Source organism: Amycolatopsis sp. NPDC059657, from assembly GCF_042734395.1.
Taxonomy (GTDB): domain Bacteria; phylum Actinomycetota; class Actinomycetes; order Mycobacteriales; family Pseudonocardiaceae; genus Amycolatopsis.
The window spans coordinates 23712-44126 of record NZ_JBHWEB010000032.1 but is presented as its reverse complement, the minus strand read 5'-3'; the positions used below and the strand labels follow the sequence as shown (position 1 = coordinate 44126).

Sequence of the window (20415 nt, the reverse complement as noted above, 5' to 3'; positions counted from 1 at the left end):
AGAACAATGCGCACCGCCGGATTCATCGGCCTCGGCATCATGGGCTTGCCGATGGCCAGCAACCTCGTCACAGCAGGCTTCGAAGTCACCGGATTCGACCTCAACGCCGACTCCGTGGCCAAGTTCGCCGCCGCGGGCGGCAAGACCGCAGGCTCCATCGCCGAAGCGATCGACGGCGCCGACCTGGTGATCACCATGCTGCCCGCCGATCCGCACGTCGAAGCCGTCACCGCGACGATCTTCGAGACGATCAAGCCGGGCACCCTGCTCATCGACTTCAGCACCGTCAAGCCGCAGACCTCGCAGCAGGTGGCCAAGAAAGCCGCCGAGAAGAACGTCCGCGTGCTCGACGCGCCCGTCTCGGGCGGCGAAGCGGGCGCGATCAACGCCGTACTGTCCATTATGGTCGGTGGTGAGCAGGCCGATTTCGATGCCGCCAAGCCGGTCTTCGACGCGGTCGGCAAGGTCGCCGCGCTCGTCGGGCCGAGTGGTGCGGGGCAGTTCGTCAAGGCGGCCAATCAGCTCGTGGTCGGCGGCACGTATGCCCTTGTGGCGGAAGCGATCCTGCTGATGGAAGCGTCCGGAGTGGACGCCAAGGCCGGGCTCGACGTGCTCGCCGGCGGACTCGCCGCGAGCCGGATCTTGGAGCTCAAGCGGGAATCGATGCTGGCCAGGAACTTCAAGCCGGGCTTCCGTATCGATCTGCACCACAAGGACATGGGCATCGTGCTCGACGCCGCCCGCCAGGCCGAGGTCTCGCTGCCGTTCGGCAACCAGGTCGCGGCGTACATCCAGGCCGCCAGGGCACAGGGCATGGGCGACCTGGACCACTCGGCGCTGCTCGCCGTGCTGGAGAAGCAGTCCGGACGAGGGGAGAACCGATCATGACCAGGATGCCGGCGATGGAAGCGGTCGTCGAAGTGCTCAAGTCGGAGGGCGTCGACACCGCGTTCGGCTGCCCCGGCGCCGCGATTCTCCCGCTGTACAAGGCGATGGAGGTGCGCGGCGGCATCGAGCACCTGACCGTCCGCCACGAAGAGGGCGCGACGCACATGGCCGACGGCTGGGCGCGCACCAACGGCAAGGTCGGGGTCGCCATCGGCACCTCGGGCCCGGCGGGCACGAACATGATCACCGGCCTGTACACGGCGATGGCCGACTCGATCCCGATCATCTGCATCACCGGGCAGGCGGCCTCGTCGAAGCTGCACACCGAGGCGTTCCAGGCGGTGGACATTGTGGACATCGCGAAGCCGGTGACCAAGTGGGCGGTGCAGATCAAGGAGGCGGCGACCGCGCCGTGGATCTTCCGCGAGGCATTCCGGATCGCCCAGTCGGGGCGGCCGGGCCCGGTCCTGATCGACATCCCGGTCGACATCGCGCAGCAGCTCATCGAGTACGACGCGTCGATCGACGCGCCGCTGCCGATCGAGGTCGTGCACCCGCATCAGCCGCGGGTCGAGCGGGCACTGGATCTGTTACTGGCGGCGGAAAAGCCGTTGCTGCTGGCCGGTGGTGGCGTGATCATCGCCGAGGCGGCCGACGAGCTGCGTGAGCTGGCGGAGTACCTGAACATCCCGGTCCAGGTGACGCTGATGGGCAAGGGCGCGATCGACGAGGACAGCCCGTTGTTCGCCGGAATCACCGGCGTGCAGACCTCGCAGCGGTACGGCAACGCGTCCTTTTTGGAGTCCGACACCGTGCTCGCGGTCGGCGCGCGGTTCGGTGACCGGCACACGGGTGCGCTCGACGTCTACCGCGGTGAGCGGAAGTTCATCCACGTGGACATCGAGCCGACGCAGCTCGGCAAGGTGTTCCCGCCGGATCTGGGCATCGTCTCGGACGCGAAGCTGTTCCTTCAGGCGCTGCTGAAGACGGCCAAGTCACGCCAGGCCGGTCGAGACGCCGGGGAGTGGGTCGCCAGGATCGCCGAACTGAAAGCGACACTCGGCCGCAGGGAGGACTTCGACACCACGCCGATCAAGGCGCCGCGTGTGTACAAGGAGATCAACGAGATCTTCGACGAGGACACGTACTTCGTCACCGCGATCGGGCTGTACCAGATCTGGGGCGGGCAGCACCAGAAGGCGTACAAGCCGCGCCGCTACCAGATCTGCGGGCAGGCCGGGCCGCTCGGGTGGGAGATCCCGGCCGCGATCGGGGTCAAAAAAGCCAGGCCGGATGCCGAGGTGGTCGGGATCGTCGGCGACTACGGGTTCCAGTACCTGGTCGAGGAGCTGGCGGTGGCGGCGCAGTATCACGTGCCGTTCGTGCTGATCATGATCAACAACGAGTATCTCGGGCTGATCCGCCAGGCGTCGATCCCGTACGACATGAACTACCAGGTCGACATCCACTACGACGACTACGGCACGGACAACGTCAAGATCATGGAGGCGTACGGCTGTGCCGGGCGTCGCGTGGTGGATCCCGCCGATATCAGGGAGACGATCGAGTGGGCGCGTAAGGAGGCTGTGGCGACTTCGCGGCCGGTGCTGGTCGAGGTGATGATCGAGCGTGAGGCGAACACCCCGCATGGTCCCGCGATCAACGCCGTCAAGGAGTTCGAGCCGCTCCCATGAGTCATGTGCTGGTCGCCCCCGACAAGTTCAAGGGGTCGTTGACCGCGGTCGAGGTGGCCGCGGCGGTCGCCGACGGGCTCGCCGAGGCCGCGCCGGGCGTGCCGGTGAGGGTGCTGCCGGTGGCGGACGGGGGCGAGGGCACGGTCGACGCCGCCGTCGCGGCCGGGTTCCGGCGGGTCCGGACGCTGGTCGCGGGCCCGACCGGGCAACGGCTCACCGCGTCCTACGCGCGGCGGGCCGGCACGGCGGTCGTCGAACTGGCCGAAGCGTCCGGCCTGCATCGGCTTCCTGGTGGGCTCGCGCCGTTGACGGCGTCGACTTTCGGCACCGGTGAGCTGATCGGGGCGGCGGTGCGGGCCGGGTGCAAGCGGGTCGTGCTCGGTGTCGGCGGCAGCGCGTCCACGGACGGCGGCGCCGGCCTGCTGGCGGCGTTGGGCGCGCGGCTGTTCGACGCCGACGGCGAACCGCTCGCGCCCGGTGGCGCGGCCTTGCGGCGCCTCGCGCGGCTCGATCTGTCCGGTTTGGATGCCCGGTTGTCCGAAGTGGAGTTCGAGCTGGCGAGCGATGTGGACAACACGTTGCTCGGCACGCACGGGGCGGCCGCGGTGTACGGGCCGCAGAAGGGCGCGACCGCCGAGGACGTCGAGGTGCTCGAGGACGGGCTCACCCGGTGGGCGATGGCGGTCGATCCGCAGGTCGCCGGGCGGCCAGGCGCCGGCGCCGCGGGTGGTGCCGGGTTCGCGGCGATGGCGGTGCTGGGCGCGCGGATGCGACCGGGTATCGCGCTGCTGCTGGAGCTTCTCGGGTTCCCGGACGCGGTGCGCGGAGCCAGGCTGGTGATCACCGGCGAGGGCTCGCTCGACGAACAGACGTTACGTGGCAAGGCGCCCGCCGGGGTCGCGCTGGCGGCGGGGGTGCCGGTGGTGGCGGTCGCGGGGCGTTCGCTGCTCTCGGCCGCGCAGCTGCGGGAGGCGGGGATTGCGGCCGTGTACCCCTTGTCCGATCTGGAACCGGATCCGACCCGGTCGATGGCCAACGCCGGTGACCTGCTCCGGCGGTGCGCGGCGCGGGTGGCCCACGATTTCCTGGAGGCACGGTGACCTACGACTTGGTGGTGCGCTCGGATCGGGTGTTCACCCCGGACGGCGAACGCCCGGCGGCGGTGTGTGTCCGAAATGGGCGGATCGCCGCGGTGTTCGGACGTGATGTCCGGGTGGAGTCGGACCGCGACGAGGATTTCGGCGACCTCGCGCTGCTGCCCGGTCTGGTCGACTCCCATGTGCACGTGAACGAGCCCGGCCGCACCGAATGGGAGGGCTTCGCGACCGCGACGGCGGCCGCGGCGGCCGGCGGGGTAACCACGATCATCGACATGCCGTTGAACAGCCTGCCGCCGACGGTCACCGTCGACGCGCTCGCCGAGAAGCGCCAAGCCGCTCAGGGGCAGTGCGTGGTGGACGTGGGCTTCTGGGGTGGTGCGATCCCGGGCAACCTGGCCGACTTGAAGCCGTTGCACGACGCCGGGGTGTTCGGGTTCAAGAGCTTCCTGTCACCGTCCGGTGTGGACGAATTCCCGCACCTGTCGTGGGCCGAGCTCGACAAGGTGCTCGCCGAACTCCGGGCTTTCGACGGCCTGCTGATCGTCCACGCCGAAGATCCCGCCGAGCTTGGCGAGTCCGGACCGTCCTATGCGGACTTTCTGGCGTCGCGGCCGGATCGGGCGGAGGAGCGCGCGATCGACGGCCTGCTCAGCCGTGCCGACGGGACGCGAGTGCACATCCTGCACGTGTCGTCGGCGACCGCGCTCGGCCGGATCGCCGCCGCTCGCGCGGTCGGCGTGCGGGTGAGCGCCGAGACGTGCCCGCATTATCTGACGTTGGCCGCCGAGCAGATCACCGATGGCGCGACGGAGTTCAAGTGCTGTCCGCCGATCCGTGGTTCGGTCAACCGTGATCGGCTTTGGCAAGGCCTGGCCGACGGGATACTCGACTGCGTCGTTTCCGACCACTCACCGTCCACACCGGACTTGAAGCGTGGCGGTTTCGGGGAGGCTTGGGGTGGCGTGTCGTCACTCCAGCTCGGCTTGCCCGCGGTGTGGACGGCCGCGCGAGGCCGGGGGCACCGGCTCGCCGACGTCATCGGTTGGATGGCCGCCGCGCCCGCGAAGCTCGCCGGGCTCGCGCACAAGGGCCGGATCGCGGTGGGGGCCGACGCTGACCTGGTCGTCTTCGACCCGGACGCGGAGTTCACCGTGGACCCCGGCGGGCTGCGCCATCGCCACCCGGTGACCCCGTACGCGGGCGCGCGGCTGCGTGGCGTGGTCGAGCGCGTGTGGCTGCGCGGGCGTGAGATCGACGGTGAGCCGAGTGGCGAACTGCTGACCAGAGAAAGGAAATCATGAAGTTCACCGCACTGCCCGACCTCGCGTCCCGTCCGCACGGCGGCACCGTGATGGCGGCCAGCGACGACTATTTCGCGGCCAAGGAGAACCTGATCAAGGCCGAGGCCCCGATGTTCAGGCCGCACACGTTCACCGAGAAGGGCCAGGAGTACGACGGCTGGGAGACTCGCCGCCGCTTCGGTCGCTCGGAGGGCAACGACTGGGCGTTGCTGCGGCTCGGCGCGCCGGGCGTGGTGCGCGGGGTGAACGTCGACACGGCGTTCTTCCTGGGCAACTACCCGGAGAAGGTGCGGATCGAGGCGACCGGCGTCGAGGGCTACCCGAGCGTGGCCGAGCTGGAAACGGCCGAATGGTTCGAACTCGTGCCGCCGCAGGCGTTGAGCGGTGGCACGGACAATCTGTTCACTGTGGACAGTGAGCAGCGCGTGACCCACCTGCGCGTCCACCTGCTCCCGGACGGCGGCATCGCGCGGCTGCGGGTGCACGGCGAGGTGGTCCCTGACCCGCGTGACCTCGACGGCGTCCCGTTCGACCTGGTCGCGACCCTGAGCGGCGGCACCGTGGTCGGTTGCAGTGACAGTTTCTTCTCGCCGCCCGCGAACATGTTGCAGCCGGGGGAGTCGCGTTTCATGGCCGACGGCTGGGAGACCGCCCGTCGCCGCGACGACGGCCATGATTGGGCGATCGTGCGCCTGGCCTGCCAGGCGGTGCCGTCGGTCGCGGAATTCGCGACCACGCATTACCGCGGCAACCCGCCGGACCGGGTCGCTTTGTTCGGCATCGACGCGACGGCGGCTTCGCTCAACCACGACGACGCCTGGTTCCCGCTGCTCCCGGAGACGAAGCTGCAGGCGGACACCACACATCGGTTCCGGCTCACATCCGGTCGCGCGGTGACGCACGTCCGGGTGGAGAACCACCCCGACGGTGGCATCGGCCGCTTCCGGCTCTACGGCTCGCCGACCCAGTCCGCCCGTGACGAGCTGGCGTTGCGGTGGTTCAACCTGCTCCCCGAAGCGCAGGCCATCGAGGTGCTCACGGCCTCCGGCGCCTCACTCGCCGCAGCCAAGGCCGCAGCGACCGCTCGCCCGGCGACCGTCGCACCTCACCTCTGGTAGCGGAGCAGGACCACGCCGTTGGCGAATGGCCGGGTCTCGACGAGGTCCAAGTCGAGGCGGTGGCCGCTGAACAGCGGTTTCCCCTGGCCGAGCACCACCGGGTGCACGTAGATCCGGTATTCGTCGATCAGGTCGAGCTCGCGGAAGGTCGCCGCGAGCTCGGCCCCGCCGAGCGCGAGGTCGCCACCCGCCCGCGACTTGAGGTCCATGATGTCGTCGACGACGACCTCGCGGGCGACGGTGGTGTTCCAGTCGGCGCGGTGCAGCGTGCGTGAGAAGACGATCTTGGGCATCTTCCGCCAGATCCGGGCGAACTCGGCGATCGGCTCGGTCGCCGAGGGGTCCCGGTCGGCGGTGGGCCAGTAGCCTGCCATCAGCTCGTAGGTGCGGCGGCCGTCGAGGAACGCGCCCATCGCGGCGAGTTCGGTGTTGAAGTGGCGGTGCAGGTCGTCGTCGACGCGGTGCCAGTCGATCTCCCGGCGCGGGCCCTCGAAGAACCCGTCGATGGACACCGACATCTGCAGGATGATCTTGCGCACTGCGCTGCTTCCTCCCCGGATCACGTCGTGACGACCTTAACCAACTGCGGATTCTGTCGTGTGACGAGCCCATTGTTGATTTTGACAGCGCCGTGCCAGCGACTTGGCATCACCGTGCGGCACCCTGTGGTTACAGCGACCTCTGGGGGGCCGATGCTGAAGATCCACTTCACCGGGCAGGATCTGACCCGGATCCGGGTGCTGGACGCGCCCGACCCACTCTGGGAGACCATGCTGAGCCTGCACCTGCTGCAGGATCGGGCGGTGAACCCGCTGTTCAGCCACTGGCAGCGGGCGACGAGAGCGGGTTTGGACAGATCTTCGGGCATGCTGGCGACACTCGCCCCGCCGATCGGCTATTCGGCCGACTTCCTGACGCCCGGCGCCGGTTTCACCGACATCGATTCCGGGATCGACGCGGTCCTCGAGACCCCGAAGGAGCGCCTGCGCGAGGAGACCGCCCTGCTGGCGCAGGCGCGTCCGCTGTCATCGTGGAACGTCGACCTCGCCGAGGCGCGCCCGTCGGCGTTGCGTCAGCTCGGCGGCGCGATGCGGCGGTACTTCGACGGCGCGCTCGCCCCGCATTGGGCGTCGATCAAGAACGCGATCGGTTCGGACGCGGCCGCCCGTGGCCGCGCGCTGCTCGGCGGCGGTGTCGAGCGACTGCTGTCGACGCTGAACCCGGGTATCCGCTGGCGTTCACCGGTGCTCGAGGTCGATTACCCGGTCGAGCAGGAGATGCACCTCGAGGGGCGCGGCCTGACGCTGGTGCCGTCGTTCTTCTGCTGGCGCACCCCGGTGACGCTGCTCGACCCGAGCCTGCCGCCGGTGCTGGCTTATCCGGTCGGCCGGTCGTTCGGCTGGGAAGCGCCGATCGTCACGCGATCGCTGGAGAACCTGCTCGGCCGGACGAGGGCGTCGGTGCTGTGCGCGATCGGGGCGGCGACGTTGATCAGCACCAACGATCTCGCGAAGGCGCTCAGCATCTCGGCGGCCGGCGCGAGCCAGCACGCGACGGTGTTGCGGGAGGCGGGTGTCATCGGGACGGAGCGGCGCAGCGGGGCGGCGCTGCATTCGGTGACCGAGCTGGGGAGCGCGCTGCTGTCCTCGCCCAGTGCCGAGCTGGGCAGCCGAGAGGTTTGTTGAAAGGCGGCTCGGGACTAGACTGACCGGCCTGTTTCGGACCTCGCCGGGAGGTGCACCGTGTTCGCACGCGCGCTCGCCACGGTGCTCACTCTCGTTTTCGCGCTGCTCGGCGTGATGGCCACGCCGAGTGGTGCGCTGACCGGGTGGGCCTTGGCGGCGCTGGCGGCGGGTGTCGTGGTCTGGCAAGCGCCGCCGCAGGCTCGGCGCTGGGTCAAGACGAGAGCGCCCGGCGTGGTCATCGGGGTGGCTGTTTTCGTTGGCAGCCTGGCGATCATGGGAATGGTGGCGGTGCTGGGCGCGGCCGTGACCGGCTGGCTGCTGGTCATCGCCGCGTCGGCGGCCGCCGCGAGGTTCCGCTGGCGACGGGTTTCCTAGGCAGTGTTTTCCGAGCGCACGCTGATGACGAGCTTGCCCTTGACCCGGCCGTCCTGCATGCGCTGGATGGCCGCCGCGGTCTCGTGGAGCGGATAGGTCCGGTCGATCACCGGCACCACGGCACCCGTCTCGACGAGCTCGGTGAGCGCGTGCAGGTCGGCGGAATTCTCCGAGTTCATCAGCGCGCGGAGGTTCTGCTCGACGAACATCGACAGCAGCGGCGCGCGCAGCGAGCGGTCGAAGCCGCCGAGCCAGCGGCCGCCGGTTTCGCTGCCGACGATGACGAGCGTCCCGCGCCGGCCGAGCGCGCGCCGGAGGTGGGTGAGCGAGCGGTGGCCGCCGATGTCGAGTACGAAGTCGTAGCGCCTGCCGGTGATGTCGTCGCGGGTGTAGTCGATGACGTGGTCGGCGCCGATCGAGCGGACCAGGTCCGTCTTCGCCGTGCCGCAGACGCCGGTGACCTCCGCGCCGAGCGCCTTCGCGATCTGCACGGCGAACGTGCCGACGCCGCCGGACGCGCCGATGATCAGCACCTGCTGCGCCCGCTTTACCTGCCCGCTGTCGCGGAGGCCCTGGAGCGCGGTCATGCCGGAGATGGGCACGGCCGCGGCTTGCTCGAAGGTGAGGTTCTTCGGTTTGGGCGCGATCTTGGCCGCGCTGGCGCGCGCGTATTCGGCGAAGCAGCCTTCGCCGATGCCGTAGACGGCGTCACCGACCGCGAAGCCGGTCACGCCTTCGCCGAGCGCTTCGATCCGCCCGGCGAATTCCCGGCCGCGGACACCGGTCTTGGGTCTGCGGATGCCATAGCCGGCGAGGCGGACCGGATAGGGGAGGCCCGCCATGAGATGCCAGGCGCCTCTGTCGACGCCCGCCGCGTGCACGCGCACCAAGACCTCGCCGCCGGCCGGGCTGGGCACCGGGATCTGGTCGAATCTCAGCACGTCACCGGCTTCGCCGTAGACGTCTTGGACGACCGCGTCCATGGTCTTGACCTGCGGATTCGAGGCCGGGCGGATGCGCTGCTCGGTTCCCATGACAGTCTCCCTTACGTTGTAAGCTTATGGTGTAAGTACTACGCTTACGCTGTAAGGTTGTCAACGAGGAGGTGCCGATGGCCGAACCGCGCACCCGGCTGACCCGTGAGCGGGTGCTGCGCACCGCGATCACGCTCGCCGACGCGAGCGGGATCGAGTCGCTCACCATGCGCAAACTCGGCGTCGAGCTCGGCGTCGAGGCGATGTCGCTGTACAACCACGTCGCCAGCAAGGTCGATCTGCTCGACGGCATGGTCGACGCCGTCTTCGCCGAGATCGAGCTGCCCGAGGGCGAAATCGGCTGGAAGGCCGTTATGCGCGGCCGGGCGATCTCGGCGCGCGCCGCACTCGCTCGCCATCCGTGGGCGACCGCGCTGATGGACTCGCGCAGCGCGCCGGGCCCCGCCACCCTCGCCCACCACGACGCCGTGCTCGGCACGCTGCGCGGAGCGGGCTTCTCGATCGCACTGGCCGCCCATGCGTTCTCCGCGATGGACAGCTACATCAACGGATTCGCCCTGCAGGAAGCCGCTTTGCCGTTCCGTACCGAGGAGGAGACGGCACAGGTCGCGCAGGCGATCCAGGCGCGCTTCGCCGCCGGGCAGTACCCGCACCTGACCGAACTGACCGTCGAGCACGTGCTGAAACCCGGCTACAACTACGGCGACGAGTTCGAGTTCGGGCTAGACCTGATCCTCGACGGACTCGAGCGTGTCCACACAGGACAGGGCTAGACCACGAGGTCGTGAGTGTTCGGACCGGTTAGAACCCAATGCTGGGTAGTTGAGGCTTGGCCTGCGTTGTCAATCGGCACGTGAGCACGTGAGACCCGAGTCGGTCGGGCCGTCGTCGGTGTTCCGGCCGCACGCATCTAACGTCCACAAAGGACTCAAGCGGCCGAGTTTCGCCCCGCAATGTCGCATTTGCCTGCTTTGCGGGGTGGGGTGGACGGAATGAACGGGGCGTATGTGTCGCTCAGCGTTGCGAACGCCCCGTTCACAACGTTCAAGCGCCCCTGCGGCACCGGCCGAGCAGCGGGCTTGACCAACCTGCCCGCCCCATAACTACCCGGTATTGGGTTCTAACCGGCCGTACCACTCACGACCTTCCACTCGCTACGAGGACTCAGGCTGGTTTCGCGGCGGCTTTGGCCGCTTTCTTGAAGGCGCGGACTTCGGCGAGAGTCTCAGGGCTGGTGACGTCGGCGATCGAGCGACGGGAGCCTTCTTCACCGTAGGCGCCCGCCGCTTCGCGCCACCCTTCCGGCTGGACACCGAGTTGCTTGCCCAGCAGTGCGACCAGGATGCGGGCTTTCTGGTCTCCGTAGCCCGGCAGTGCCTTCACCCGGCGGAGCACTTCCTTGCCGTCCGGCTTGCCTTGCTTCCAGATCTTGTCGGTCTTGCCGCCGTAGTTCTCCAGTACGTGATGGGCGAGCGCGTGGACCCGGCGGGCCATCGATCCGCCGTAGCGGTGGATCGCGGGAGGAGTCACGCACAGCTCGACGAACTCTTCGACGTCGGCCTCGGCGATCTTGGTGATGCTGAAGCCGTCCATCCGGTCCGCGATCTTCCTGGGGCCCGCGAAGGCGTGCTCCATGGGGAACTGCTGGTCGAGCAGAAGTCCGACGAGCAGTGCGAACGGGTCCTCGGACAGGATCTTGTCGGCTGCGGCGTCGCCGGTCAGTCGGAGCTTCTTCGGCATCTCTGTCTTCCCGGGTCGGAGCGGGGGCGTCTGCCGGGACATCCTCCCATCCGGGTGGGTCCGGCGCGAAGCGCGCCGGACTGTCGGTGTGGCGTGCCACGATGGCCGGACCGAATCGACAAGGGAGTGACGATGATCGACCTGGGGCCGGCGGCCCACCGGATGGCGGACCTGCTGGCCGGTATCAAAGACGACCAGCTCGGCCTGCCGACGCCGTGCCCCGACTACACGCTCGGCGACCTGATCGACCACATCGACGGGTTGACGCTGGCCTTCACTTTCGCCGCCACCAAGGAGAAGCTGCCCGTGGACGGGGCGCCCCCATCGGGTGACGCGTCGCGGCTCGGCGAGGGCTGGCGTGAGCGTGTCGACGCCAGGCTCACGGCGCTGGCCGCCGCGTGGCGGGTCGAGTCCGCGTGGCAGGGGATGACCAAGGCGGGCAGCTTCGACCTGCCCGGCGAGATCGCGGGCGTCATCGCGCTCGACGAGCTGGTCATCCACGGCTGGGATGTCGCGCGCGCGGCGGACCTGCCGTATGAACCCACGGCGCCGGAGGTGGCCGTGTGCGCCAAGTTCCTCGCCCCGTCGGCAGACGACCGGAAGGTGGGCGACGCCTTCGGCCCGGCGGTGCCCGTCGCCGAGGACGCCTCCGAGGTCGACCGGCTCATCGGCCTGTCCGGGCGCGATCCCGGGTGGTGCGCCGTGTAGCCCTAGGCCACGTCTGCCGGGATCTTCAGCGGCAGGCGGGCGTGGACGCGGGTACCGCCGCCGGGCAGGCGCTTGACCGTGCAGTCGCCGCCGAGTTCGGTCGCACGCTGGCGCATCGAGTCGATGCCGACCCCGTAGCAGGGCCGGTCTGGCAGGCCGATGCCGTCGTCGGTGACCGTCAGCACGAGGTCGTCGTCGCGGGTGATCCGGACCTGGCAGTGCCGGGCGTGCGCGTGCCGCATGACGTTGGCCAGCGCCTCGCACACGATCCGGTACGCCGCCACCTCGACGGCCGCGGGCAGGTCCGCCAGCGGAGACGGCGCGTCGAAGCTGATCCGCACCTCGTCGGCGTCGAGCCTGCTGCTGAGCATGTCCGTGTGCTCGCGGATGGCCGCGATGAGGTCGAGTTCGTCGAGCGCGGAGGGCCGCAGGTTCGAAGCGACCCGGCGCACCTCGGCGATCGCGCCCTTGAGCTCCTCGCCGAGTTCGTCGAGCAGCTCGCCTGCCGCGTTCGGGTCCCGCGTGATCCACTTGCGGGCGATGGGCAGGCCGAGCGAGACCGCGGCGAGCGTCGGGCCGAGGCCGTCGTGCAGGTCGTTGCGCAGCCGCCTGCGTTCCTCCTCGCGTGCGGAGACCAGTCGTTCACGGGCGGCCTGCAGCTGTGACGACAGCATGGTCGCGCGGAAGGCGATCCCGAGCGGCACGGCGAGCACTTCGAGCACCCGCGCGTCTTCGGGGTCGAGCTGCTGCTGCCCTGGCCGGACGCCGAGCACGAGCTCGGTGTCGCCGGAGCCGGTCAGCGGCACCACCTCCATCGCGGTGAAGGCGCGCCCGGAGGTGGCGGCCTCCTTGCCGTCGAGCAGGAAGGCGGCATACGGCAGGCGAAGCGCGTCGCGGATGGTGGCGAGCAGGCCTTCGAGCGAGTCGGTCTCGGTGCCGAGCTTGGTGCCGAACCGGTTGAGCGCGCGGACGGGATCGTCACGGATGCCATAGACCCAGCGGTCGATGATCTGCTGCAACCACACCCTCGCCGGGTTGAACACCACCGCGACGCCGACCGTCACCACGGCCGCGCTGCCCCAGCCGAACTCCTGGTGCAGCAACAGCCCGAGCAGCAAGACCGCGCCGGCGTGCACGCAGATGATCGCCGCCGACAGCACGAGGTACAGCAGCGCGCGCGAAATGACGAGCCGGATGTCGAGCAGCTGGTAGCGCAGGATGGCGACGGTGATGGCGATCGGCTGCAGCACCACCAGCAGCTGCACCGCGTCCGCCGCCACGCCGAACAGGCTCCACGGCACGAACCCGGCGACCGCCAGTATCAGCCACAGCATCTGGCGCCGGAGTTTCTCGTCGCCGCGCTGGTACCGCTTCACCATGGCGATCAGGCCGGGCAGCAGCAACAGCACGATGCTGACCAGTTCGATCTTGCCGCGCAGCGGCAGCAGCGGCGCGAACGCGGGCACGGCCGCGTAGCCGGAGCCCGCGCTGACCGGGTAGGTGCCGGTGTCGGTCGCGCTCCACGCGACGAACAGCACCCCGTAGGCCGCGGTCGCGACGGTCACCTTCCGCCAAGCCCGGCCAGACAGCTCACCGTCGGGAAAGAGCAGCAGCGCCAACGGGATGCACACGCCCAGCGCCCACGGCCACGAGCAGTGCGCGACGGTGTCCAGCGAACGCAGCAACGGAACCGGCCACTGGGCGCCCACCCCGAACGCGAGCGCCGAGACGGCCACCGCGGTCGTCGCGTGCGCGAACCCACCGGCCAGTATCAGCCAGCCGATCGGATTACGCGGCCGCTGCGTCGCCAGCAGTACCCCGCAGCCTAGGAAGGCCAGTCCCAGCACCCCGTCGGTCACCACGAACGACCCGAAGGCCACCGTCCACCCGAGCCCGCTGGCGATCCACAGCCCCGCCGCGCCGAGCAGCTCGGCCACCCCGATCGTGAAGACCAGCCATCCCGCCGGACCACGCTTCCCGGCTGAGTCGCGCTCGATGGGTCAGCACCCCTTCCACCGGCAGCCCCGAAATGATCTTGAACTCGCGGAGCCTACCGGGCCCAAGTGTCCACAACGCGCCCGCTCAGGGAACGTGCGGAGCACGCTTGCCCCACTTCGGACCCCGTCTTCGACGCTCAATGTATCTGGGGCCGCGTACCGGGCTCTTCTACAGTGCCTCCGACCTGATCGCAGTTGGGTTCGGTGACGCAACACCCGGGCGGGGTCGCAGCCGACAGCGACCCCGCCCGGACTCGTTCCCCCACCCCGTCACCGCCTCGCCCCACGCCCCGCGCGACGCACCCCGCCCCACCATCCGACTCGCGGCATCCGAGCGTGGGACTGGGGGCATTCCGGCAGTCCGTGTGGAACATCGCGTTCCCGAACGGTCGGCACGCGTACCGGAACGGTCGGCACGCGAGCCTGGGGAGTCGGCACGCGAGCCTGGGGAGTCGGCGGGCGTGCCGACTCCCCAGGCACGGGTGGCGACCCTTTGGGTACGGGTGCCGACTCTCTGGGTACGCGTGGTGGTGAAAGGGTGGGGTTAGCGGCGGGTAAAAGGGTGTGGGGGCGCATGGAAATGGGGTGGCAAATGTCAAATCTTGACGGAAGGGGTGGCGGGTCAAGGGGTTGTCGTACTCGTGTCGAAGGGGCGGGTTTGGAGGGTTTGGGCTGGTCTGGGGCGTGACAGTGAAATGACAGTGGGGGAAAGCATGATGGCCGCGGTTATTCGATTCACGTCATTTTCTGGGGTAATGACTATCGGGGCTTGAGCCCTATCGAAGAGGCTGAGAAATGGATCTGCTCGAAAACGATCTGACTGTGGGCGATCGCCTGGCAATCCGGGAGCTCACGGATCGCTACTTGATCAATATGGACCGTTACCGGCACGATGACTGGTACGACACGGTTTTCACCGAAGACGCGTGGGTGAAGTTCCCGCTGGGGGAATTCGTCGGGTTCGCCGGGTTGGCGGAGTTTCACGCGGAAGGCAGGCGCCGCTTCGAGCGGACGCTGCATGTGGCGGGCGGTATCGATATCGCCGTCGAGGGGGACACGGCCTCGGTCAGGGCGCAGCTGACCGCCACGCATGTGCATCGGGCGGCCGATCCGACGACGTACTTCTCGCTGGGCGGGTACTACGACGCTGATGTCGTGCGGCTGGCCGAAGGATGGCGGATGCGGCGGCTGGAGTTCGTGCCGGTGTGGGTCGGCGGAACGGCCGAGCTGCCCGAAGTGTTCCGCGGGAACTGATTTTAAAGAATATTTGACAATTGTGGCGCCGGTCGAGGCTGCGTTCACAAAAGCTCCGAGCGGGTCGTTTGCGCGGTCGCGGAAACCGACCTATGCTCAAGTCATCTGGTGGCCACGGACGTGGCACACACATCTGGGGATGAAGCCGGATCGGAGACGCGGTGGGGACCGCGCACCCGATCGGCGTGTGTGCCTTCGCGGCGTGATCTGCCGCCACTGGGGTAGTTACCTGACTGTTCCTGGGGGAACGAATGGTACGAATTTTGGTGTCCGAGAGCGACCCCGCCGAGTCGCTACGGACCGTTCACGCGCTGCGTGGCCGCGGTTTCGACGTCTGCGCCGCCGCCGACGCGCCGTCCGCCGTCGTCAAGGCGCCGATGGCCGATCTGGTGGTGCTCGGCATTTCCACTGTGGACGGTTTCGAGCTGTGGCGGCGGATACGGGCGAAGAGCAGGGCGCCGATCATCGGCACCACCCGGCGCGACGCGGACCGGGACCGGGTGCTCGGGCTGTGCGAGGAAGCCGACTCCTGCCTGGTCAAACCGTATCCGGACAGCGAATTCCTGGCACGGGTCGACGAGGTGCTGCGTGCGGGCGGTGAGGCGGCGGCCAATATCGAGCGGGGTCCGCTGCTGATCGACTCGCGCTCGCGCGAGGTGTGGCTCGACGGCGGGCTCGTGGTGCTGACGCGCAAGGAGTTCGACCTGCTCAGGCTGCTCGCGTCCGATCCGGCGCGGGTGTTCACCCGGCGCGAGATCATGTATCTCGTCTGGGGCGACGCGTGGGCCCGGTCGAACCGGACCATCGACACGCACGTCAACAGCCTGCGCAAGAAGCTGCGCCGCCGGTCGATCATCGTGACCGTGCACGGCGTCGGCCTGCGCTTGGGCTTCCTCGGCGAAGCCCAAGCCGCCAGCTGACCAAAGAATCCGGCAGTACACCTGTATTTGTGCTGCCCATAATTCCGACTGGGAATCAAATGACTCTGAATGTTGATTTGACCGAATCCAAAGTGGATCAAGCGGTCACCTTGATCAATGTCTTCACCGTGCCGCCCGAAGAATCCGCACTTTTCCTGGAAAGGTGGAAGGACAACGCCAGGATCATGGCGGTCCAGGACGGCTTCATCAGGGCCCGCATGTTCCGCGCTGTCACCGACAACGCCGAGTCGCGGTTCATCAACGTCGCGGAATGGGAAACCGGCAAGGCGCTCGACGCGGCCAGGGTGAACCCGGAATGGCGTGCCTCGATCAAGCGCATGCTCGACGACCCCGACCTGCACGTCACCCCGCGCCCGATCGTCTACACGACCGACCTCGACGTGCTGCCCGGCGACACGCTCTGACTTGGAGGACGACATGCCCGAAGCGAAGATGGTCGCGCTGGTCAGCGGTTCCAGCCGGGGGATCGGCGCCGCGGCCGCCCGTGAACTGGCCGCCCGCGGCTACCACGTCATCGTCAACTACCTGAGCAACAGCGCCGCCGCCAAGGAGGTCGTCAAGGCGATCGAGACCGACGGCGGCTCGGCGCAGGACATCCAGGCCGACGTCTGCGACGAGGAGCAGGTCATCCGGCTCGTCGAGCAGGTCAAGGCCGAGCACGGCCGTATCGACGTGCTGGTGTGCAACGCCAACACCGTGCACCCGCCGTTCGAGCAGCTCGACACGCTGACCTGGGACACCTTCGCCGCCAAGGTCACCGGCGAGCTGACCGCCGCGTTCTTCCTGACCCAGCAGGCACTCAAGATCATGCGGACGCGCCGCGCCGGCCGCATCGTCTACGTGTCCAGCATCGACGCCGACTCGGCCGCCGGCAGTGTCGCCCAATCCACCGCGAAGGCCGCGCTCAACACGTTCAGCAGGCATGTCGCCGGGCACGCCGGGCTCTTCGGCATTACGGTCAACACCGTCGCGCCCGGCTCGGTCCGCACCGAGGCGAGCGCCAGGGTGAACACGCCCGAACTGCAGCAATACCTGGCCGAGCGGTCGCTGTTCGGCAGGCAGATGGAGCCGTCGGACCTCGGCCACGCCATCGCGCAGATCGCCGACCTCAAGTTCGCCGCCGCCACCGGGCAGGTCATCACCATCGACGCCGGCATGGACGTCGTCGGGCAGCAGATCTCGCCGGTCGGCCAGCGCAGCCCGGAAGAGGACTGAGTGAACCCGCCCGACAGCGCCACCATGCCACGGCAGGCGGCCGGCCACGCGCTGGCGTTCATCGAGTCCGCTGTGGACAGTCCGAACGGGATGCTCTCGCGGATCGCGTTCGAGCCGTCCTTCGAGGACACCGTCGCGCTGACCGAAGCGCGGGCGGTGATCGAACGACGGCTCGGCGCGGACATCGGCTTCGAGCTGACGGACGACCTGTCCGCCGCGATACTCGGGCTTCCCTTGCTGCCGTGGGAAGAACGTGATCTCGTCGAGCACTTTGGACGGTTGATCGGGCGGGGTACGGCCGGGCGCCGGGTCCGGCTGTTCGTCGACGGCACCGTCTTCCCCGCCGACACCGACTGCACCGCGGTGGCCGCGCAGGCCTTGCACGACACCAGCCTGATCTCCGGCGCCGAACTGATCGAGTTCGCCGAGGAACTGCTGTCCGCGGCCGCGCAAAACGTGGTGATGGTGTACTGGCCGGACGGCGGACGTGGTGCCAAATTCGACCCGGTCGCCGCCGCCAACGCGTTGTGCGTGCTCAAAGAAGCGCAACGCCGTGGCATGCGAACGGGCGCCGACGTGATCGAGGCGACGCGAGAGTACGTGACCGGGCATCTCGAATCCGGCGCATACCTGAACGGAAGCCGCTACTACCCGAGTCCCGACGCGTTTCTCCAGGTTGTCTCCCGCTTGGCGGAACGCTTCGACGATCTGCGGGACACGCTCGAAAAGCCGCTCGCCGAGGCGATCATGCAGCGAGAAGACGACGAGTGGGTGCTCGATGTGGCGTTGCGTGCCATCGCGGCCGACAACATCGGTCTCGAAGAAGGTCAGCGGCAGCGCAAGAAACTGTTGATCGAGAGCCAGGAAGCCGACGGCTCGTGGCCCGCGGCGCCCTATTACAAGCTCGGCAGATTCCCCGTTTATTTCGGATCGCGCGTACTCACCACGCTGTTCGCGGCGAACGCGCTCCGCCGGTTGGAAAGAAGCTGAAATGAACGAACGCGAACTGGAAGTGGCCGGAATCACCGAGCCGGGTCTGCGCAAGGCGTATCTCCACTGCAGCGAGCTGCTCAAAGCCCAGGCGAAGGCCAGGGGATCGGGCACGCAGATCCGCTTCATGTTCCCGGTCGAGAAGCGCCCCTACTTCGAGGTGTTCTTCGCCTTCATCACCTACCTCGACGACATCGTCGACGTCCGCGACCACAGCGTCGAGGTCCGCGCGAAACGCCTCGACGAATGGGAAACCCTCTTCTCGGCCGCGCTCAAGGACGAGCTGCCCGGCAAGCCGTCCTCCCGCGACGAGGAGTCCGACTCGGCGCTCGCCCAGGCCTTCGTGCACCTCATGCGCACCTGGGAACTCCCGCTCGACGAGGTGCCCGCCTGGCTCGAAGCCCAGCGGACCGCGCTGCTGACCACGGAGTACCAGACCGCCGAGGACCTCGAGTCGTTCATCGACACCGTGACGCTGATGCCCGCCTACTGGGCCAACCCGATGCTCGGCGCGATCGGCGGCGACGCTGACGAGGCCTGCCGCCACGCGACGACCTCGTTCCAGCTGATCGACTTCATGTGGGACCTGCGCGAGGACTTGGGTGTCGGCCGCCTCTATTTGCCTCTCGACCACCTCGCCAGGTTCGACCTGGACCGCGAGACCGTGGAAGCCCAGCTGGAAACCGGGCGGATCAGCGCTTCACTGCGCGCGCTGATGGCCTTCGAGGCCAAGCTCGCCAGGCAACACTTGGAGCAGGGCCGGGCTTGGCCTGGCAAGCTGCATCGCACCTCGCGGACCTTCGTCGAATGGGAGCTGGCGGCCAACGAGATGCGCCTCGAAGAAATGGAGAAGAGCGACTTCGAACATCTCAGCCCCCGTTTCAAGCCCGGCACGTCCTTCAAGGCGGGCGTGCTGAAGCGGACCTTCGGCGATATCGCGCGGGCGATCCACATCAACCGCACCACTGGGCGCGACCGCGTGCCGCACCCGATCCGCTGAAGTCGAAGGGATAGCCATGGACAAGACCGTTCTCGTCGTCGGCGCCGGGCCCGTCGGGCTGATGCTCGCCGGTGAACTGCGCCTGGCCGGGGTGGACGTCGTCGTGCTGGAACGGCGGAACACACCCACCGGCGAATCACGCGGGCTCGGGTTCACCGCGCGTGCCACCGAGGTGTTCGCCCAGCGTGGCCTGCTCGAACGCTTCGGCACGGTGGAAACCAGCAGGCAGGGTCATTTCGGGGGGATCCCGATGGACTACGGCGTGCTCGAAGGCGCGCATTTCGGCGCGCGCGGCATCCCGCAGCACCGGATCGAGCGAGTGCTCGAGGACTGGGTCACCGAACTCGGCGCGACCGTGCTCCGCGGCCATGAACTGGTCGGCCTGCAGGACACCGACGAACGGGTGTTCGCGCTGGTCGACGGCCCGGACGGGCGTTCGGAGCTGCGCGCGGCCTACCTGGTCGGCTGCGACGGCGGCCGCAGCGCCGTCCGGCGGCTCGCCGGGTTCGACTTCCCCGGCACCGAGGCCACCAGGGAGATGTACCTGGCCGACGTGGCGGGCCGGAACATCCGGCCCCGGTTCATCGGCGAGCGGGTGCCCGAGGGCATGGTCATGTCCGCTCCGCTCGGTGACGGCGTCGACCGGATCATCGTCTGCCCGCGCGGTGTCCCGCACACCGACCGCCAGGTGAGTTTCGACGAGGTCGCCGACTGGTGGGAAAAGCTGACCGGCGAGAGCCTGCACGGCGCCGATGTCCGCTGGGTCAGCGCGTTCACCGACGCGACCAGGCAGGTCACCGAATACCGCAGGGGCAGGGTGCTGCTCGCGGGCGACGCCGCGCACATCCACCTGCCCGCGGGTGGCCAGGGTCTGAGCCTCGGCGTGCAGGACGCGGTGAACCTCGGCTGGAAACTCGCCGCGACGGTCAACGGCCACGCGCCGGACGGCCTGCTCGACACCTACCACGCGGAACGCCACCCCGTCGGCGCGCGCGTGCTCCGCAACACGCTGGCCCAGGGCATGCTCTTCCTCAACGGCGAGGAGGTCGACCCGCTGCGTTCGGTCATGGCCGAGCTCATCGCCATCCCCGACGTCGCACGGCACCTGGCCGGCATGGTCAGCGGCTTCGACATCCGCTACGGCGACAGCGAGCACCCTCTCGTCGGCAGCCGGATGCCCAACGCGGCCCTCAGCGACGGCCGCACGGTCGCCGAGTTGCTCGCCGGAGGCCGTGGCGTGCTGATCGGTGCCGAGCTGACCGGCTGGGAAGGCCGGGTGGACGTCGTCGCAGCCACGCCCACGGAACCGGGCCTTGACGCCGTCCTGCTCCGCCCGGACGGCTACGTCGCGTGGGCCGGGCCGGGTGACGGCCTCACCGAGGCGCTGCACCGATGGTTCGGGCCCCAGTGATCC

At 68.8% G+C, this 20415-nt stretch carries 20 protein-coding genes; 16 read left to right on the top strand and 4 right to left on the bottom strand.

What is annotated here, in order from left to right; translation table 11 throughout:
* Window positions 1-6 precede the first annotated feature (6 nt).
* From ACFV15_RS19215 to alc, 5 genes are read left to right on the top strand one after another with little or no spacing between them, the layout of a single operon-like run.
* A complete protein-coding gene (locus tag ACFV15_RS19215; protein ID WP_378351824.1) occupies window positions 7-888 on the top strand; it encodes a 2-hydroxy-3-oxopropionate reductase in 882 nt (293 codons plus the stop codon).
* Entirely contained in the window at window positions 885-2582 is a 1698-nt protein-coding gene (gene gcl / locus ACFV15_RS19210) for a glyoxylate carboligase (RefSeq protein ID WP_378351823.1), read from the top strand. Before ACFV15_RS19215 ends, gcl begins: the two co-directional genes overlap by 4 nt.
* Window positions 2579-3682, top strand: a complete 1104-nt coding sequence (locus ACFV15_RS19205; protein ID WP_378351822.1) for a glycerate kinase — start codon at window positions 2579-2581, stop codon at window positions 3680-3682. Before gcl ends, ACFV15_RS19205 begins: the two co-directional genes overlap by 4 nt.
* Window positions 3679-4983 carry an allantoinase AllB gene (gene allB, locus ACFV15_RS19200; RefSeq protein WP_378351821.1) on the top strand — a complete coding sequence of 435 codons (1305 nt, stop codon included), beginning with the start codon at window positions 3679-3681 and terminating at the stop codon, window positions 4981-4983. The genes ACFV15_RS19205 and allB overlap by 4 nt, the downstream gene beginning before the upstream one ends.
* Window positions 4980-6101: an allantoicase gene (alc, locus tag ACFV15_RS19195; protein WP_378351820.1), complete on the top strand. Its 1122-nt coding sequence runs from the start codon at window positions 4980-4982 to the stop codon at window positions 6099-6101. The genes allB and alc overlap by 4 nt, the downstream gene beginning before the upstream one ends.
* Here the strand turns inward: alc and ACFV15_RS19190 are convergent.
* Window positions 6089-6640, bottom strand: a complete 552-nt coding sequence (locus tag ACFV15_RS19190) for a dihydrofolate reductase family protein (RefSeq protein ID WP_378351819.1) — start codon at window positions 6638-6640, stop codon at window positions 6089-6091. The two genes, alc and ACFV15_RS19190, sit on opposite strands and share 13 nt — an antisense overlap.
* A 153-nt stretch (window positions 6641-6793) precedes the next feature.
* Here ACFV15_RS19190 and ACFV15_RS19185 point away from each other — a divergent pair, with 153 nt between their 5' ends.
* Window positions 6794-7786, top strand: coding sequence for a transcriptional regulator (locus ACFV15_RS19185; protein WP_378351818.1), 993 nt, complete (start codon window positions 6794-6796; stop codon window positions 7784-7786).
* A 57-nt stretch (window positions 7787-7843) separates the two neighbouring features.
* A complete protein-coding gene (locus tag ACFV15_RS19180) occupies window positions 7844-8161 on the top strand; it encodes a hypothetical protein (protein WP_378351817.1) in 318 nt (105 codons plus the stop codon).
* Here the strand turns inward: ACFV15_RS19180 and ACFV15_RS19175 are convergent.
* The gene (locus ACFV15_RS19175) at window positions 8158-9195 is read right to left on the bottom strand and encodes an NAD(P)-dependent alcohol dehydrogenase (RefSeq protein ID WP_378351816.1); all 1038 of its coding nucleotides are present in this window, start codon (window positions 9193-9195) and stop codon (window positions 8158-8160) included. The genes ACFV15_RS19180 and ACFV15_RS19175 overlap by 4 nt on opposite strands.
* Before the next feature lie 77 nt (window positions 9196-9272).
* On the opposite strand from ACFV15_RS19175, the gene ACFV15_RS19170 reads away from it, so the two are divergent.
* Window positions 9273-9929 (top strand): TetR/AcrR family transcriptional regulator C-terminal domain-containing protein, encoded by a 657-nt coding sequence (locus tag ACFV15_RS19170; RefSeq protein WP_378351815.1) that lies wholly within the window; start codon window positions 9273-9275, stop codon window positions 9927-9929.
* 391 nt (window positions 9930-10320) lie between these two features.
* Here ACFV15_RS19170 and ACFV15_RS19165 read toward each other — a convergent pair whose 3' ends face one another.
* Entirely contained in the window at window positions 10321-10896 is a 576-nt protein-coding gene (locus ACFV15_RS19165) for an HhH-GPD-type base excision DNA repair protein (protein ID WP_378351814.1), read from the bottom strand.
* A gap of 132 nt (window positions 10897-11028) precedes the next feature.
* On the opposite strand from ACFV15_RS19165, the gene ACFV15_RS19160 reads away from it, so the two are divergent.
* The gene (locus ACFV15_RS19160) at window positions 11029-11604 is read left to right on the top strand and encodes a TIGR03086 family metal-binding protein (protein ID WP_378351813.1); all 576 of its coding nucleotides are present in this window, start codon (window positions 11029-11031) and stop codon (window positions 11602-11604) included.
* A gap of 2 nt (window positions 11605-11606) precedes the next feature.
* On the opposite strand, the gene ACFV15_RS19155 is transcribed toward ACFV15_RS19160, so the two are convergent.
* Complete coding sequence (locus ACFV15_RS19155) at window positions 11607-13541, bottom strand: histidine kinase (RefSeq protein ID WP_378351812.1); 1935 nt, start codon at window positions 13539-13541, stop codon at window positions 11607-11609.
* Window positions 13542-14396: 855 nt separating this feature from the next.
* Between ACFV15_RS19155 and ACFV15_RS19150 the strand changes: the two genes are divergently transcribed.
* The 7 genes from ACFV15_RS19150 to ACFV15_RS19120 all read left to right on the top strand — a co-directional run bounded on the left by ACFV15_RS19150 (window position 14397) and on the right by ACFV15_RS19120 (window position 20412).
* A complete protein-coding gene (locus ACFV15_RS19150; protein WP_378351811.1) occupies window positions 14397-14855 on the top strand; it encodes a nuclear transport factor 2 family protein in 459 nt (152 codons plus the stop codon).
* A 266-nt stretch (window positions 14856-15121) separates the two neighbouring features.
* Window positions 15122-15775, top strand: a complete 654-nt coding sequence (locus ACFV15_RS19145) for a response regulator transcription factor (protein WP_378351810.1) — start codon at window positions 15122-15124, stop codon at window positions 15773-15775.
* Window positions 15776-15852: 77 nt separating this feature from the next.
* Complete coding sequence (locus ACFV15_RS19140; protein WP_378351809.1) at window positions 15853-16200, top strand: antibiotic biosynthesis monooxygenase family protein; 348 nt, start codon at window positions 15853-15855, stop codon at window positions 16198-16200.
* A 13-nt stretch (window positions 16201-16213) separates the two neighbouring features.
* Entirely contained in the window at window positions 16214-17011 is a 798-nt protein-coding gene (locus tag ACFV15_RS19135) for an SDR family oxidoreductase (protein WP_378351808.1), read from the top strand.
* Complete coding sequence (locus ACFV15_RS19130) at window positions 17012-18001, top strand: hypothetical protein (protein ID WP_378351807.1); 990 nt, start codon at window positions 17012-17014, stop codon at window positions 17999-18001.
* 1 nt (window position 18002) lies between these two features.
* On the top strand, window positions 18003-19001 hold the full coding sequence (locus ACFV15_RS19125; protein WP_378351806.1) for a phytoene/squalene synthase family protein: 999 nt from the start codon (window positions 18003-18005) through the stop codon (window positions 18999-19001).
* Between the two features lie 16 nt (window positions 19002-19017).
* Window positions 19018-20412 carry an FAD-dependent monooxygenase gene (locus ACFV15_RS19120; RefSeq protein ID WP_378351805.1) on the top strand — a complete coding sequence of 465 codons (1395 nt, stop codon included), beginning with the start codon at window positions 19018-19020 and terminating at the stop codon, window positions 20410-20412.
* Window positions 20413-20415 lie beyond the last annotated feature (3 nt).

Bases quoted from the DNA above. Each gene is read 5' to 3' on its own strand.
- ACFV15_RS19215 (WP_378351824.1), top strand. From the start codon at position 7: ATGCGCACCGCCGGATTCATCGGCCTCGGCATCATGGGCTTGCCGATG.
- gcl (WP_378351823.1), top strand. From the start codon at position 885: ATGACCAGGATGCCGGCGATGGAAGCGGTCGTCGAAGTGCTCAAGTCG.
- ACFV15_RS19205 (WP_378351822.1), top strand. From the start codon at position 2,579: ATGAGTCATGTGCTGGTCGCCCCCGACAAGTTCAAGGGGTCGTTGACC.
- alc (WP_378351820.1), top strand. From the start codon at position 4,980: ATGAAGTTCACCGCACTGCCCGACCTCGCGTCCCGTCCGCACGGCGGC.
- ACFV15_RS19185 (WP_378351818.1), top strand. From the start codon at position 6,794: ATGCTGAAGATCCACTTCACCGGGCAGGATCTGACCCGGATCCGGGTG.
- ACFV15_RS19175 (WP_378351816.1), bottom strand. From the start codon at position 9,195: ATGGGAACCGAGCAGCGCATCCGCCCGGCCTCGAATCCGCAGGTCAAG.
- ACFV15_RS19170 (WP_378351815.1), top strand. From the start codon at position 9,273: ATGGCCGAACCGCGCACCCGGCTGACCCGTGAGCGGGTGCTGCGCACC.
- ACFV15_RS19165 (WP_378351814.1), bottom strand. From the start codon at position 10,896: ATGCCGAAGAAGCTCCGACTGACCGGCGACGCCGCAGCCGACAAGATC.
- ACFV15_RS19160 (WP_378351813.1), top strand. From the start codon at position 11,029: ATGATCGACCTGGGGCCGGCGGCCCACCGGATGGCGGACCTGCTGGCC.
- ACFV15_RS19150 (WP_378351811.1), top strand. From the start codon at position 14,397: ATGGATCTGCTCGAAAACGATCTGACTGTGGGCGATCGCCTGGCAATC.
- ACFV15_RS19135 (WP_378351808.1), top strand. From the start codon at position 16,214: ATGCCCGAAGCGAAGATGGTCGCGCTGGTCAGCGGTTCCAGCCGGGGG.
- ACFV15_RS19125 (WP_378351806.1), top strand. From the start codon at position 18,003: ATGAACGAACGCGAACTGGAAGTGGCCGGAATCACCGAGCCGGGTCTG.
- ACFV15_RS19120 (WP_378351805.1), top strand. From the start codon at position 19,018: ATGGACAAGACCGTTCTCGTCGTCGGCGCCGGGCCCGTCGGGCTGATG.